General features: G+C 60.9%; 14 protein-coding genes. 9 read left to right on the forward strand and 5 right to left on the reverse strand.

Annotation, left to right across the window (positions count from 1 at the left end):
* The first annotated feature begins 472 nt into the window (after positions 1–472).
* Together WDM86_00940 and WDM86_00945 are read left to right on the forward strand one after the other, a co-directional pair.
* Entirely contained in the window at positions 473–1153 is a 681-nt protein-coding gene (locus tag WDM86_00940; GenBank protein ID MEI9988576.1) for a class I SAM-dependent methyltransferase, read from the forward strand.
* A 42-nt stretch (positions 1154–1195) separates the two neighbouring features.
* Entirely contained in the window at positions 1196–2674 is a 1479-nt protein-coding gene (locus tag WDM86_00945; protein MEI9988577.1) for a multicopper oxidase domain-containing protein, read from the forward strand.
* 45 nt (positions 2675–2719) lie between these two features.
* Here the strand turns inward: WDM86_00945 and WDM86_00950 are convergent, their stop codons facing one another.
* From WDM86_00950 to WDM86_00965, 4 genes are all read right to left on the reverse strand, one after another.
* Positions 2720–3733: a pyridoxamine 5'-phosphate oxidase family protein gene (locus tag WDM86_00950; protein ID MEI9988578.1), complete on the reverse strand. Its 1014-nt coding sequence runs from the start codon at positions 3731–3733 to the stop codon at positions 2720–2722.
* A gap of 88 nt (positions 3734–3821) precedes the next feature.
* The gene (locus WDM86_00955) at positions 3822–4694 is read right to left on the reverse strand and encodes a siderophore-interacting protein (GenBank protein ID MEI9988579.1); all 873 of its coding nucleotides are present in this window, start codon (positions 4692–4694) and stop codon (positions 3822–3824) included.
* Between the two features lie 29 nt (positions 4695–4723).
* A complete protein-coding gene (locus WDM86_00960) occupies positions 4724–4993 on the reverse strand; it encodes a DNA-directed RNA polymerase subunit alpha C-terminal domain-containing protein (protein ID MEI9988580.1) in 270 nt (89 codons plus the stop codon).
* Between the two features lie 103 nt (positions 4994–5096).
* Positions 5097–5570 (reverse strand): hypothetical protein, encoded by a 474-nt coding sequence (locus WDM86_00965; protein MEI9988581.1) that lies wholly within the window; start codon positions 5568–5570, stop codon positions 5097–5099.
* Between the two features lie 818 nt (positions 5571–6388).
* Between WDM86_00965 and WDM86_00970 the strand changes: the two genes are divergently transcribed.
* The 7 genes from WDM86_00970 (at position 6389) to WDM86_01000 (ending at position 13836) form a co-directional block, all read left to right on the forward strand.
* Positions 6389–7033, forward strand: a complete 645-nt coding sequence (locus WDM86_00970) for a sigma-70 family RNA polymerase sigma factor (protein ID MEI9988582.1) — start codon at positions 6389–6391, stop codon at positions 7031–7033.
* Positions 7030–8058 carry a FecR domain-containing protein gene (locus WDM86_00975; GenBank protein MEI9988583.1) on the forward strand — a complete coding sequence of 343 codons (1029 nt, stop codon included), beginning with the start codon at positions 7030–7032 and terminating at the stop codon, positions 8056–8058. Before WDM86_00970 ends, WDM86_00975 begins: the two co-directional genes overlap by 4 nt.
* 183 nt (positions 8059–8241) lie before the next feature.
* Positions 8242–10779 carry a TonB-dependent receptor gene (locus tag WDM86_00980; GenBank protein ID MEI9988584.1) on the forward strand — a complete coding sequence of 846 codons (2538 nt, stop codon included), beginning with the start codon at positions 8242–8244 and terminating at the stop codon, positions 10777–10779.
* A gap of 25 nt (positions 10780–10804) precedes the next feature.
* Positions 10805–11293, forward strand: a complete 489-nt coding sequence (locus WDM86_00985; protein MEI9988585.1) for a hypothetical protein — start codon at positions 10805–10807, stop codon at positions 11291–11293.
* A 78-nt stretch (positions 11294–11371) separates the two neighbouring features.
* Positions 11372–11809 carry a hypothetical protein gene (locus tag WDM86_00990; GenBank protein ID MEI9988586.1) on the forward strand — a complete coding sequence of 146 codons (438 nt, stop codon included), beginning with the start codon at positions 11372–11374 and terminating at the stop codon, positions 11807–11809.
* A 228-nt stretch (positions 11810–12037) separates the two neighbouring features.
* Positions 12038–13000, forward strand: coding sequence for a prolyl oligopeptidase family serine peptidase (locus WDM86_00995; protein ID MEI9988587.1), 963 nt, complete (start codon positions 12038–12040; stop codon positions 12998–13000).
* A 75-nt stretch (positions 13001–13075) separates the two neighbouring features.
* A protein-coding gene (locus WDM86_01000) for an IS5 family transposase (protein MEI9988588.1) occupies positions 13076–13836 on the forward strand; the annotation gives its coding sequence in 2 pieces (ribosomal slippage) (positions 13076–13403 and positions 13403–13836; 762 coding nt in all).
* A 380-nt stretch (positions 13837–14216) separates the two neighbouring features.
* On the opposite strand, the gene WDM86_01005 is transcribed toward WDM86_01000, so the two are convergent.
* A complete protein-coding gene (locus WDM86_01005) occupies positions 14217–14417 on the reverse strand; it encodes a hypothetical protein (GenBank protein MEI9988589.1) in 201 nt (66 codons plus the stop codon).
* Positions 14418–14463 lie beyond the last annotated feature (46 nt).

Genomic DNA, 14463 nt, shown 5'->3' on the forward strand with positions numbered 1-14463 from the left:
CGGCCCGGCCGGCAAACTGCGGCACTGCAAAGCTTGCGCGCTCTCGCACGCCTCACCTGCGACGCTGGCCTTCGGATTGATCCCTGTTCGCTCTCCGATACAGAACTTGCATGGTGGTCCGAGGCCCAGGGGAAATGCTGACGGCGCCCGCCAGCTTTGGACTGTTTCTCAACGCGGGGGACACTGCCCGTCTGCTGGGCAACACGTAGCGAATCCGGTCGGCACAGCCGCGACGCTCGCGCCGCTGTTCATGGAAGCGATCGGCGAACGGCGCGATATATTCTCGTCGATCGACCGTTTTGGCCACGAGATGCCTCCGCGCTTTGCAGACGCATGAGCCGTCGAATGTGTCTCCGCCAACACGGATCGGCAGAAAGAGCCGCTGCTTGCAAATGCATTGCAATACTATTAGGCCGACAAAGCTCAAAGCGCGACGTTCTCCACCGCGCCAATTCCATCCTGGAGCATGTGCATGACCGTTCTTCATGATTCGAGGCTGGAAGCATTGCTCGCCCGCCTGCATGATGAGAGCGACGCACAGGCCGCGAAAATGCGGATCGACTTCGCCGAGCGCCAGAAGGATCAGCGTCCGATCGATGCCGACGAACGAAAACATTACCTTGCGGACAAGATGGTGGCGCTGGATCGCGACAAGGCCGAGTTCTGCTACCAATTATGCCGCGCCAAAAATGCGCGGCGGGTCGTCGAAATCGGAACGTCCCACGGCGTTTCCACACTCTATCTCGCGGCAGCTATCCGCGACAATCTGGGAAGCACCGGCGGTAAAGGGCTCGTGACTGCCACGGAATACGAGCGGGAAAAAGCGCGTGTCGCGCGCGGGCATTTTGAAGAAGCGGGCCTGGCCCGCCACATCGAACTTCGCGAAGGCGATCTGCGCGAGACCCTCGCGTCTTTCGATAGCCCGGTGGATTTCATGCTGGTGGACATCTGGATTCCAATGGCGCGGCCGGCGCTGGAACTGGTGGCGCCGCATCTGAAACCCGGCGCCATTGTGATCTGCGACAACACCGAACAGTACCGGGTCGAATATGCGGACTATTTTTCATACATCAACGATCCGGCGAACGGGTTTCGCACTATGACGCTTCCCTTTGCGGGCGGCCTGGAGATGTCCGTCCACTGCGATGTCTGACCGCGCGATCTGTCGTTCTGGCGGCCACCCGGAGAATCCATCATGACGCTTGATCGACGCCATCTCCTCCAGCTTGGCGCCGCCGCGGCGCTCTCGGGCGTCACACGTGCGGGCGCCGCTCACCCAAGTCCTGCTCCGCGGTCTTTGCCGCATGGCCAGGCCGCGGCCGACCACACGATCCGCATCGCGACCGGCCTGGTGGAATTGGGACCGGACGCGGCGGTCTCGACCAAGCTCTATAACGGCCAGTTTCCCGGCCCGCTGCTGCGCCTGACCGAGGGCAAGCGCGTCGTCGTCGATATCCACAACGACACCGATACGCCGGAGCAGCTTCACTGGCACGGCCAGTTCCTGCCGGCCGATGTCGACGGCGCCGCCGAGGAGGGCACGCCGTTCATTCCGCCGCATGGCATGCGGCGCGTCGCGTTCACGCCCAAGCCGGCGGGCCTTCGCTTCTATCACTCCCACCTTGCAGCCAAGACCGATCTCTCGGCCGGTCTGTACAGCGGACAGGCCGGCCTGGTTTACGTCGAGCCGCGGCAGAACCCCGGCGCCTATGACCGCGAGGTCTTCCTCACGCTCAAGGAGTTCGCGCCCTATTTCAACCGCATGGAAATGGCGCTGGATTTCCTGTCGCCGACCAACATCGTTCCGGAACTCCGCGCCGCTGCGCTGAAGGCGCTCGACGCCTCGACCAAGCGCGGCCTGCCGCAAGCCTTTGAGCTTGGCTACGACTTCCTGACGATCAACGGCCGCATGCTCGGGCAGGGCGCGCCGATCCGCGTTCGCGCCGGCGAGCGCGTCCTGTTCCACATCCTCAACGCCAGCGCCAGCGAGATCCGCAGCCTGGCCTTGCCGGGGCATGTCTTCACCGTGCTCGCGCTGGACGGCTATCCCGTGCCGCGTCCGGCGGCGGTGCCGGTGCTGTGGCTCGGCCCGGCCGAGCGCATCTCGGCGATCGTCGAGATGAAGCAGCCGGGCGTGTGGACGCTCGGTGAGCTCGACGACGACGCAAGGGCGCACGGCATGGGGATCGTCGTCGAATATGCCGGCCAGAAAGGCGGGCCGGCTTGGCAGAAGCCGGCGCCGCTCCGCTGGGACTATCGGCGCTTCGGCAGGGCGGCCGGCGCCTCGCCGCCGCCGGACGAGACCATCACCATGACCTTCGCGGCGCGCCCGGGCGCGCGCGACGGCTTCGACGAATTCACCGTCAACGGCGTGCCGTTCTCGATGGAACGGATGGAGCCGCTGTTCCACATCGCGCGCGGCCGGCACTACCGCCTGCGCCTGCGCAACGCCACCGACGACATCCATCCTTTGCATCTGCATCGCCATGCTTTCGAGCTGACCAGCATCGCCGGCTTTCCCACGGCGGGCGTCATGAAGGACGTCGTCATGATCGGCGGATTCCAGGAGATGACGGTCGACTTCGTCGCCGACCAGCCGGGGCTCAGCCTCTTCCACTGTCACATGCAGCAGCACATGGACTATGGGTTCATGGCATTGTTTGCGTGTGCGTAAGCGAGACCTCGGCCGCTCTTTCACGGGGCGGCACTCGCCTGCGTCTCAATAGAGATTGTCCTTATAGTCTTTGTCCAAGCCCTTCTTCAGAAGCCCTTGCACACCTGGAATCGATAACGCCGCTTTGGCGAGACTTGCTCCCAGCCCCTCGTCGCGATTGAGCTTGATATGCTCGACGAAGAGCTTCGCGGGCTCGATCGGCGGCGGCGTTCCGACCGGCCAGAGATTGGCCCGATGGAGAGCGGCGCTGTCACGGAGCGTAATGGCACGCGTTTCGACCTGGACTGCGAGCAGGGGGATCTTGCTCTGCACCGCAAATTTGCCGCGCAGGGTTTCGTCGGCCGTGAGTGTGGCTTCGCCGCGTATCACGGCGACAATGGTCGATCCCGGCACCAGCAGCGCGAGCGCGACATCGGGCTGGGCGAGGATGTTGCGAAAGCTGTCCACACGCCGGTTTCCCGGCCGGTCCGCAAAGGACAGAACGGCGCCGTGGAGATGTGCCAGGGAGCCCGATGGATCCCCCTTGGGACTGAGATCTGCTCGGCTCTGCGTGCCGAGCGTCGCCAGCGCCATGAACCGGCTTGCCGAAACAAAGGCGGCCGGATCATCGGACACCTGTGTCGTCGGTTGTGCTGCCCAAAGGTCGGAACGGATCAGCGCCTTGGCGCAGTGGCCATAGCATTCTTCGACGGTGATGCGGACGTCGTTCGCATCTATCGCGACGACCTTGCCGTTGATTCGCAGTGTCTCGCCAATGCCCGGAATCAGGAAGAGTGAACCGAACGCCTTGCCCGGTTTTGCCAGAGCGGGATCATCAAGCGCGGCGACCGGGAGGCGCAGCTCGCGCATATTGCCGGACGCGAAGCCCATCTTGCCGCCTCCCAAGGTGACTGCGATGCCCGCCGCGTCCTGAAAGGCTGCAAACATCAGGGGCGCCAGTCCGATCCATCGGAGGGCGCCGGCATCGAGATGATCGATGACCTTGAGATGCATGGCGCCCGGTGTCTTGCCCACCACGCCTTCGAGGGCTTCTATGCTATCAATTACGGATCTGTTCATCGAAACCTCTCAGCCGGCGACCGTCGAGGAGACCGATGGATTCCGAAGCGCACGCCGGCCATCATGCTTCCGCTTTGAATGGGCTTTCTCATTCGAGCACCCGTCCAAGCCGCCAATAGCCCATCAGGTTCGTGGCCGTGCGTGACATGGCGCGCTCCTTGATCAGGATTTGGCGTATGGCTTTGACCGCGCCGGCTTCGCCCGCAACCCAAGCGTAAAAGTGATCGTCCTTCGGCGGCGTCTGAGTCTCCCAAAGGATGCTTCGATCGACGTCGACCTCCGACAACTCCAAGGCCCCGGCTGGAGATAGCGCGGTATGAGGCACATCCGCGTTGCGCGCGGCATCGACCAGGAAGCTGCCCGGGGCACGGCCCGTGACCTCCCGCACCGACCAGCACAATCGCAGCGACGGCAATGCCGGGACTGCCAGACGATCCCTGGTCGTCGGCACCTCCAGATAGAGCTGTGTGACAGTTGGCGTGGCCGTGGCGGCCAATTCTTCCAGAATGCCCGCGACGGCAGGAAGCGCCGTCTCGTCCACCAGCAGCAGCAGGCGATCCATCGCAGGCGGCGGCCGCCACTCATAACCGCCGGGATCGCTGTCGAACGACTTGTCGGGCGCAACGATCTGAAGTCTGTCGCCCGGTGCCGCGCCCAGCGCCCAGCGCGACGCCGGCCCGGTGCTCCCATGTAGGACAAAGTCGATGTCGACCTCGCCCGCTTCGGTGCGCAGGGCACGGATGGTGTAGGTGCGGCGTGGCAAACGATCCGCCGGACTCATTGCCTGATAGTCCGTGAGCCAGGTGTCGCGCGAGAGCGCCGGTGGATGGCCGGCGGCATCGGGAAAGAACAACTTGATGCGCTGGTCGGGCGCGCAGGTCCGCATGCCGGCGACTTCGGCGCCGCCGAAGGTGAACCGGCACAGCGACGGAGACAGCAGCGTCCTTCGCCGGAACGTCACGTTGAACAGGCGATAGGGGCGCGGACTTGTCATGGCGGCCCAGCGTGTTCGTGCGGACCGCGGATCGCCGGCTGAGACGTCAAGCGAATCCGGTCGTTGGCCTTTGCCGCGCGGCCGATGAGAGCGCGCAGCGAGGCCACCGATACCGGCCCGATATGCGGCAGCGAGAGAAGGTCGCGATCCGACCATTCGGCGGCGTCCTCCAGCGTGAGGATTCCGCCGCGCCGCAGCGCATTGAGCGCCCGTTTCGGCAGTTTCAATCGCGCCAGCGCGCATTCCTTGCGGTCGTCGTTCGCCATCGGTCCTCCGACATTCGTCTCAAGCGTTTGAGTTCCGCGCGTTGCCGTCGCGCACCGGCATTCGAGGCCTCCCGTGAGAGGCTGCCTCATGCTCCCGCGTGCCTCATGCGACGGCGAGCTTGCGTTCGCAGACGCTGGGCATTTCCTGTGCGGGCAGCGCGATGTGCAGATCGTTGGTCGAGAGCGCGCGTGCCAATGCGCCGGTCGCAATCTCAAGGAGATGCCGCTTCTCGGGGACTGCGATCCATCGCAGATGCGCTTCGAGCAGCGCCGGTGTATCGGCCTGGGCCGCTGCAACAAGGATCAGGACCTGGCGCTCGTCCGCCGTGACGGCGAGACAGCCCGGCGCGCCGATCGCGAAACGCCGGCGGCCGGCCATCGCGAGCGCTTTGAGGAAGGTGCAGTAGGTGGCAATCACCTCCGGTCCGTCCTCGCCGCAGGCGCTTGCAAACTCGTCCATCATCAACGGACAGCAGGCTTGGCCGGCCGCAATCCGACGCCAGGACCAGACGAGCAAATGTTCAGCATAGCCGAAGCCGCGCACGTCCCCGGTCACAAGCGGTGCCGCATATCCCATTCTAATTACCCGTCAGCGAATGTCTCCCCGACAGTATAATTGCGATTGATTTTCATTCGCAAGTACATTATTCGATCGGGTGCTGCCTTTCAGGCGGCGGTTCCCCCCTGAAGTTGGCGGCCCGGCCATCCGGTCCGCTTTTTTATCGGGATACCCTAAATCTTCTCGTCGTCAGGCCGCCATGATGAACGCGAGAGGTTCAATCAGATCCGCAACTCCGGCTTCCGCACGATTCTTCGCGCTTGAAGGCCGCGGCACAGCAAGTCGATCAGCCAACCCTGGCCCCGACCGACTGGGATCGGCTTATCGCGGCAGTGATGAGTGGAAAAGGCGCCTTGCTTTCACTGTGGCATATGTCAGTCGTCCTCGCCGCCCTGACGTTGTTTGGTCTTCTAGCTGGGTTGCTAGTCGGCAATGGAACTGATGGGATTCGCACCCGAGCGCGTGACACATCTCGGGCCTGTCGACACCACCGTTCAGCCCGACACGTTCACTTCCGCCGCGTGTCGACGTCGAATTGCGTCGTGTGCTGATGGCCTGCGTCGGCGCCCGAATACGCGCGCGGCACGGCGCGGCTTGTCGAGGCGGCTGCTTCGCGGTCGCCTAACGCCCAGCCTTGACCGTCCGCCTTGTGCGCTCCGGCGGGGCTTCGGACAATCCGGCTGGCTCCAAACTGGCCGTTTGCTAGGAAGAGGCTCAAAGGGCATCAGCCATCCCTCGGGCGATGCTTTGGCTAGACACCAGCGGCCCGCGCTATCCAACTTAACCGCGATGGTCGCTTTGATCCTCCGCTTGCAGTGCCTGGCACCATAAGACGCTTGAGCCGTGAAACCCCTCCAATTCCAAACAAAAATTTCCTGCCGCGCCCGGGCTGGGACAGCGTGCTAAAATGCCGTGCTTTCAAGGTTGGAACGATGTCGGCGGGCGGCAAACCAAAGGACACGGCGACGTTGATTGCCGCGCTCGATGTGCGGTTTCGCGGACCTTTGATGGCCTATTTCCTGCGGAGGGTAGGCAACCGCAGCGAAGCCGAAGATCTGACCCAGGAGACCTTCATCCGCTTGATTGGCGCCCAATCGCTTGAGCATGTCGAACAGGCCGATGCCTACGTCTTCCGAACCGCCAGCAACCTGCTGCGTGACCGGGCCCGGGCGGCGGCGCGCTGGAGGAAATACCCGGTCTCGCCACTCGATCCGCTGCTGATTGATGAGCTTTCCCAGGAAATCGTGGAGGATCGCGGTCCCGAGCGCGTCTTGATAGGCAGGGAGGATCTGGCGGAGGTGCTGCGGTCGCTGGGCGAGTTGGGCGAACGCACCAAGTCGATCTTCGTTCTCTTTCGCCTCGAAGGCATGAAACAAAAGGACATCGCCGCGCTCTATGGCATGGGTGTCTCCACGGTAGAGAAGCATGTCATGCTGGCGACCCTGCACTTGGCAAAACGCTTTGGACCCAAACGGCCATGAGCGATCTGGGTGACATTGCAGGCGAAGATCGCCGTCTGGCCGAAGCCGCGGCTTGGCGTGTCCGTCTGACCGAGATCGAGGCCGAGTCGACGCCCGAGTTCGAGACCTGGCTCGAGGAGCCGGGAAGCGACCGCGCCTGGGCGCGGGTCACAGGGCCCTGGAATTATCTTAGCGAGCATGCCAATGCGCCGGAACTCGTCGTGGCACGCAAGGCAGCCTTGGGCGATGCGCAGCGCGCAGGCGAGTTGAGCCGCATCCCGCGCGACTGGCGCAGGATCGCTCGTGCCTGTGCCGCGATGTTGGTGATCGCCATCCTTGCCGTGGGCGGCGCCTACTGGTGGCAGAGACCCGCGGACTACACCACGGCCTTTGGCGAACGCCGGGTAATCACGCTCGCAGACGGTTCACGCATATCCCTCGATTCCGACAGCGAAGTGACGGTACGCTATAGCCGCAATGCCCGCGAACTCGCATTGCTGCGCGGCCAGGCCCGGTTCGACGTCGCTCATGATGTCGAGCGGCCGTTCTCCGTGCTCGCGGACGGGCAGAAGGTCATTGCCACCGGCACCGCTTTCAACATCGACGTCACCGGTGCCAGGGTCGTGGTCACGCTGATCCAGGGCCACGTCGTGGTGCTCAACGAATCGGCACAAGAACGCGAACTGCCCGGCCCCGAGGCCCCGTCACCCCGGCATCATACGGTCGAGCTCGCCGCCGGTCAGCAATTGGCCGTAACGCCCGACAAGCCACCCGCGATCGCGCACGCCAATATCCAGCGCGTCACCGCTTGGACCAGTGGTCAATTGATGTTCGACAACGAACCGCTCGCCGATGTGGTCGCACGAGTGAACCGCTACAGCGCCACGCCAATCATGATCACCGATCCGAAGGTCGCCGCCTTGCGCATTAGCGGTGTTTTCAACACGGGCGACGTCTCGGGCTTCGTCGACATTGTGACTCGCTATCTTCCGGTCGAGGCGGTGACTGAGGATTCCGGCGCCATTGTGCTTAAGACAAAGGCGTAATGCTTCGATGACGAATTGTTGGAGGGTTTTCCAAGGCAGAGCGTCTTTCCTCTTCGACGGGCTTTGCGAGGGGCGCGAGGTCCATCCCAAGGGGGTGTGTCGAAGATGGGTGTGCGTCGCGTTCTTCTGCGGAATTCCGCGCTGGTGGGTAGTCTGTGCGTAATGTTGTGGGCGGGCGGCGCAATGGCGCAGCCGCAGACCTACACCTTCGACATTCCGGCGGAACCGCTGTCGTCGTCCTTACGCGCGTTCGCGCAGGTCTCGGGACAACAGATCATCTTCACCGACGATCTGGTTGCCGGAAAATCGGCGCCGGCGCTGCACGGTAGCTATTCCGTCGAAGATGCGCTGAAACAACTTCTCGCCGGCACCGGCCTGGTCATTGAGCGGGCACCCAATGGTGCCATCATGGTCCGATCAAAAAACGCCCAAGCCGCCTCAAATGAAGGGGCGGCTTTGGAAGGCGACTCTGACAAGGCGGTTGAAACGGTTGTCGTCACCGGAACGCTGATAAAGGGCGTGACACCGGCGTCCCCGTTAATCGTCCTTGATCGTCAGGCCGTCGACCAGTCGGGTGTCGCGACGATCGGCGAACTGCTGCGCATCACGCCAGAAAGTTTCGGCGGCGGTCAAAATCCCGGCGTGAATGGCACGGGTCAGGTGGGCGATGCTTGCAACTACGGGGATATTTCGACCGCGAACCTGAGAGGCCTCGGCTCCGACGCGACCCTCACGCTGATAAACGGCCATCGCCTGGCCTTCAATGGCGTCCAGAATGCCGTCGACTTATCCGTCATCCCCTTGGCGGCAGTGTCCAGGGTAGAAATCATAACGGATGGCGCGTCCGCGTTATACGGTTCAGACGCTATCGCCGGCGTGGCCAATGTTATCCTCAGGCCGGACTATGACGGGGCCGAAACCACGGTCCGCTGGGGCGAAAGCAGCGACGGCGGCGGCGGTCAACGCCAAGTCAACCAGATTGTAGGCTATTCCGGGAGCGAGGGCGGATTTGTCGCCGACTACGAGCACAATGATCAGCTCATGCTGTCGGCCGGCCAACGATCATTCGCCTCTCAGGCTGCTGCCAATACAACTTTGCTCCCGGCGACAACGCGCGATAGCGGCCTCATCAGTGGTCACTGGGATATCTCGCCTGTGTTCTCTGTTTTTGCAGATGCGCTTTATTCCCACCATAGCAATGTCGACTTTGAAACGCAGCTCTACGATTCGAGCATTCTCTACTACGACGACAGAGGCACGGGCGATCAATACAGCCTCGATGGCGGCGTCAAAGCCCAGCTCCCCTTCGATTGGACGAGCTCGCTCACGGCCGGGATCACCCGGGACGCCGAGAAGTCCTACAGTCTGCTGACGTCGCCCTTTTATGCCGGGACAACGAACTTTTCGCTCCCATCAGAATCCGACTTTGCCGACGAGACCTACTACTTCGAAGGAAGCGCCAGCGGCACGATTCCGTCTCCGTTCGCCAGTCCGATCGGCGTTGCGCTGGAAGCCGGATATCGTCACGAAGGAGAACTCGATAATTTTGGTCCAACGAGCGCCGGGCGGGCGATCACATATGGCGCAATTGAGCTCAATATTCCGCTCGTTTCTCCCGGACATGGTTGGGAAGGCCTGAGGCGGCTGGAGTTCAGCGGATCGGTTCGATACGAAGACTATAGCGACTTCGGGAGCACCACCAATCCGAAATTTGGGGTCATCTACAATCCGGTCGACGACCTCGCGCTAAAAGGCACCTGGGGAACTTCGTTCCACGCTCCGAGCCTTTATCAGGAAGACTCGATACAATATACCTACGCTGAGTCCGCGTCGGGCTGCGGCGACAACTTTCCCGGCAAAGTATGTCTGTATGGGATTGGAGCCAATCCGACGCTCAAGCCGGAGACCTCTATTGGATGGACTCTGTCGCAAGAATACACTCCGGAATGGGCCTCCGGCTTAAAGGCAACCATCACCGAATGGTCGGTGCATTTTAAGAACCGTATCACGGTCCCGTTCAACACAACTTTCGGAACGTTCGATAACCCGATTTATGCGCCATTCATTGCTAAAAATCCGGATGCGTCGACGATAGCGACCCTGACAAGCCCGCCTTACGTCTACTACAACATTTCAGGCCTCCCGGTTTCAGCGAGCACGGTCTACGCCTACTACAAGTCATATTACCAAAATGCGGCGCGGCAAAACGCGGCCGGCTTTGACGTCACAATTTCGGATGTGATTCCAATGGCCGGCTGGTTGGTGACGCCCAGTGTGAACCTGACACATATGAATTTGGACCAATATGCGACCGCGACATCTCCGGCGAATGAACTTTCCGGAACGATATATAACGTTCCGTCTTACCGCGCTCGTGCGGGCCTTGCCCTGACGCAGGGTAGGTTGGGCATTGCCACATTTCTAAATTACACAAGTGCCGAGATCGACAACACGGGCAATTATATCCACGGATCGACCACGGTGAATGGCCATATCAGTTCGTGGACCACATTCGACGCCCAGATTTCATACGATTTCGCAGCCCTGGGTCCGTTGAGCGATTTCAAGGCAGCTCTCTCGGTCCAGAACCTGTTTGACGCCGATCCGCCCTTTGTCTCGGCAACCTCGACAAACGGGGAATTCAACGGGATTGGATATGATTCGTCCAACGCCTCCCCACTGGGGCGGTTCATCTCTCTCAGCATCAGTGCACACCTTTAACCTCGCGCGAATGTCGGCTGGGAGCATGCAAATCATGACCAAGGCTCGTCTAAGAGGCGTTTTCTCTATCCTGATCGTGTCCTGCTGCCTTTGCATGACGGCGAACAGCGTGCAGGCCGAGCCCGTTTCCCTCAAAGAATTGGCGGAGACGGCCGACATCGCGCAAATCTCGGTATCGCCGGACGGAAATTATGCGAGCTTCAACGTCGCGCGTCCGTCGATAACGACGAATGTGACCTCCCTGGAAATCGTCGTCGTTGACCTGCGCACGGGAAAACAATGTGTGCGGGCAGCGAACGGGACACAGATTCTGAATAGCGAGAACTGGCTGGAGGTGGACCCTCCCGTCTGGGCGAAGGATTCAAAATCGCTGTTTGTTCGCACGTTTGAGAACGACCAAATTCAAATTTCAAGAATTGACATCGCGACCGGCCATCGCACTGTCGTCACCTCCGACGACGCCGACATCGAGCGATTTTCCTTGAGCTCGGACGGAAACGCGATCGACTACTAGGTTCGGCAAACACGGGCGGAGTTCGAAGCTGGGCAGAAGGAGATCGGCAGCAAGGGATATCTCGCGGACGATTCTGCAATGCTCTATACGCCGATCGAGAAAAACAGCTGGTTCGAGGGCCGCCGCGTCACGATGCGGATCAATTTCAACAATCTCGATGGCTACAACAATTCCGAGACCCCCCTTGTTTATCTCAACGAAAGCCCGTTGCGCGCCAAGAGGTTGGATCTCGATACCGGGACGACGGCATACACGCGTTCATCCGATGCGCCGCTTCCATTTTGGATCGGTAATCTCGTACGCAACCCGACCGAGAGCGCACCGCGGTGGCTGAAGGGTGACCTGATAAGTTACGACGTAAGCCCCGGCAGAGATGCCGTGGTCATACGTCAGTCGCAGTCAACAGCCGGAATTTTCGGTCTGGGCGTTCTGCAACTGGTCGATGCCGAGACCGGCGTTGAGAAGGCCACCTGCAAGAGCGACTTGTGCACCGGGATTCTGCGCGACGCAGAGTGAGATGCGGCTACGAATTCGATCGTCTTTCTCAAGAGAGCATCTCCTGGCACCGAAACTTTGATAGGCCGTTGGAATCCCGTTACCGGAGAGGTCACGAAGGTAGGTGAGCTTTCCGGAATTCTATCGGGTGGCGTGGAGCGGCGCGGCGCGTTTGGCCGCTGTCCAATTTCACGCGGCTCACTGATATGTGCCTATGAGGATTCGATCTCTGCTCCCAGGCTTGTGAGCATGAACCTCAAGACCGGCCGCGTGATCGAACTGTTCGACGCAAATCCAACGCTCAAGCCGTCCCGGTTTCCGAAAGTGGACACGTTGGAATGGAAGGACGCGCTCGGCAATTCGTTTTTCGGAAAGCTCGTTTATCCGGCGAATTATCGACCGGGCAGGCGCTATCCCCTCGTGATTTCCACATATATGTGCAGAGGATTTCTCCGGGGAGGATCCGGCGATGAGTTTCCCGAGCTCCTTTTCGCTCAGGCGGGGATGGTTGCTCTCTGCGTGAACTACTCGGGTGTCGGCGATTTTTCGGCAGCACATGCGGCCCAAGCCCGTGAAATCCCGGTGCTTAGGTCCGTGGTGTCGCAATACGAACGCATCGTCGATCAACTGGATCGCCGGGGTTTGATTGATGCCACCAGAGTCGGCATCGGTGGATTAAGTCTCAGCTCGCAAGCCGTGGAATGGGCGCTCTGGCATTCTCATAAGTTCTCAGCCGCGTCGATTTCCGGTCCTGCGGCGGTGGACCCGGTATGGGAGGATTGGATGTCGGTGACCAGGTGGGAGCAGGTTAGAGCTCATTACGATCTGCCTGCGTCCGACAACCCCAACGATCCGGCTTGGATGGCGGTGTCGCCGGCGTTGAACGTGTCGAAGATGACGACCCCTATCATAGTGAACAGCGCGGAGAACGAGGCGCTCGCGGGAATCCAACTCTATTCGAAGCTGCGACGCGCCGGCATACCGCTCGAGTTGTACATTTACCCCAGGGAAGAACATCAGTTCGTCATCTACCCGAAGGACAAAGCCGCAGTATATCAGAGAAACCTCGATTGGTTCGGGTTCTGGCTTCAGGGACACGAAGATCCTGATCCGGCAAAGCGCGAACAATATTCTCGGTGGGAAAAGTTCTGCGATCTGCAGATTGCGAAAAAGATCGAACGACCGACATTTTGTACTTCTACAAAGCACTAGGGCCGAAACCCAAAAAAGTCATTGTCGGTTGAATCGGTTGATGATTCCGTTGCTTCGTGATTCGGAGGCATTGGGATGCGGAACAACCTGTTTTGGCTGAGCGACGAGCAATGGCTTCGGATCGCGCCGCACTTGCCGACGGACGTGCGCGGCAAAGATCGTGTGGACGACCGTCGCGTGATCAGCGGCATCCTACATGTCTTGAAGAGCGGCTGCCGGTGGTGCGACTGCCCGCCGGAATACGGCCCCCATACGACAATCTACAATCGCTTCGTGCGCTGGGCCGAGCGCGGCATCTGGGAGCGGCTGTTCCGCAAATTGGCGGAGCGCGGACGATCCACCGATACCCAGATGATCGACTCGACGCATGTCAAAGCCCACCGCTCGGCCTCGGGCGCAAAAAGGGGGAGCTTAAGCAGGCGATCGGCCGCTCGCGCGGCGGGCGAAACACGAAAATCCACGCAATCGCAGATGCTAAGGGCCGTCTTCTTTCCATCCTCCTGACCGGCGGCCAGGCGCACGATTGCCCGCCGGCCCAGCGTCTCATCCGCCGAAGCAAGATCGCCAAGAGGCTGCTCGGCGACAAAGCCTACGACAGCGAAGAACTGCGATTATGGCTGACGGCGCGCGGCACCAAGCCCGTCGTGCCCAACAGATCGAACCGCAAGCAGCCCTTCAGCTTCGACAGAAAATCCTACAAGCAGCGACACAAGATCGAGAACGCCTTCTGCCGCCTCAAGGACTTCAGGCGCATCGCCACACGCTACGACAGGCTCGCCAGAAACTTCCTAGCCTCCGTATGCCTCGTCGCTGCTATCGTGTGGTGGACTTTATGAGTCTGGACCCTAACCCAAGCAGTCCACTTCGTTCGACATCCAGGCGCTTATTTCGGCGTCATCCCTCCGGCACGGCCTTCCGCCGTTGCTCGGCCGGTCGGATAGGCTCGGACCGGCCGGGTGCGTGCTTCGGAAGCGGCGGCTGGAACACGTTCTTCGGTCGCGCCAGATTCGCCCGATTAGTCTGCTCTTTCACCACCATCCATCATCGGTGGGACACGCGGCACGCGAGTGGCACGCACTTTCTTGTAAGTGTTGGAAATTGCATTGTACGCTATTGAACGATATTGCATGCAAAAGGCAGCGTTTCCGCCGATTTCCTCTTTGGAGCACACCGCTCAAAAGGGTCTGGCCGCAGATTCGAGTCCTAGGCCCAACACTCACTGTCCCGCCGACACGCTGCTGCGTTTCATGACTTCCTTGTGGGGAAGACCTTGAAAGATCAGGCGATGGACCTCTTCGCGCTTGGTGTCAAAAATGCCTGGCTGCGTCCTGCTCGGGATCGTCTTCGCCAGCATTTCGATATCGAGGACGGCTGCGTCGATATCGGCCTGCTTGAGGTGCGATCGAATCTTCGTCATCACGGCTCCGACGACAACGATAGCCTCGGAGCATGTAGCGAGGCCG

Origin of the sequence: Rhizomicrobium sp. (assembly GCA_037200045.1) — a bacterium.
In the GTDB taxonomy this organism is placed as follows: Bacteria; Pseudomonadota; Alphaproteobacteria; order Micropepsales; family Micropepsaceae; genus Rhizomicrobium.

What these genes read in the sequence shown, in the direction of transcription:
- WDM86_00950 (MEI9988578.1), bottom strand. Translation starts at nt 3,733, where the DNA reads ATGAACAGATCCGTAATTGATAGCATAGAAGCCCTCGAAGGCGTGGTG.
- WDM86_00945 (MEI9988577.1), top strand. Translation starts at nt 1,196, where the DNA reads ATGACGCTTGATCGACGCCATCTCCTCCAGCTTGGCGCCGCCGCGGCG.
- WDM86_01005 (MEI9988589.1), bottom strand. Translation starts at nt 14,417, where the DNA reads ATGACGAAGATTCGATCGCACCTCAAGCAGGCCGATATCGACGCAGCC.
- WDM86_00960 (MEI9988580.1), bottom strand. Translation starts at nt 4,993, where the DNA reads ATGGCGAACGACGACCGCAAGGAATGCGCGCTGGCGCGATTGAAACTG.
- WDM86_00975 (MEI9988583.1), top strand. Translation starts at nt 7,030, where the DNA reads ATGAGCGATCTGGGTGACATTGCAGGCGAAGATCGCCGTCTGGCCGAA.
- WDM86_00965 (MEI9988581.1), bottom strand. Translation starts at nt 5,570, where the DNA reads ATGGGATATGCGGCACCGCTTGTGACCGGGGACGTGCGCGGCTTCGGC.
- WDM86_00995 (MEI9988587.1), top strand. Translation starts at nt 12,038, where the DNA reads ATGAACCTCAAGACCGGCCGCGTGATCGAACTGTTCGACGCAAATCCA.
- WDM86_00940 (MEI9988576.1), top strand. Translation starts at nt 473, where the DNA reads ATGACCGTTCTTCATGATTCGAGGCTGGAAGCATTGCTCGCCCGCCTG.
- WDM86_00980 (MEI9988584.1), top strand. Translation starts at nt 8,242, where the DNA reads ATGGCGCAGCCGCAGACCTACACCTTCGACATTCCGGCGGAACCGCTG.
- WDM86_00985 (MEI9988585.1), top strand. Translation starts at nt 10,805, where the DNA reads ATGCAAATCATGACCAAGGCTCGTCTAAGAGGCGTTTTCTCTATCCTG.
- WDM86_00990 (MEI9988586.1), top strand. Translation starts at nt 11,372, where the DNA reads ATGCTCTATACGCCGATCGAGAAAAACAGCTGGTTCGAGGGCCGCCGC.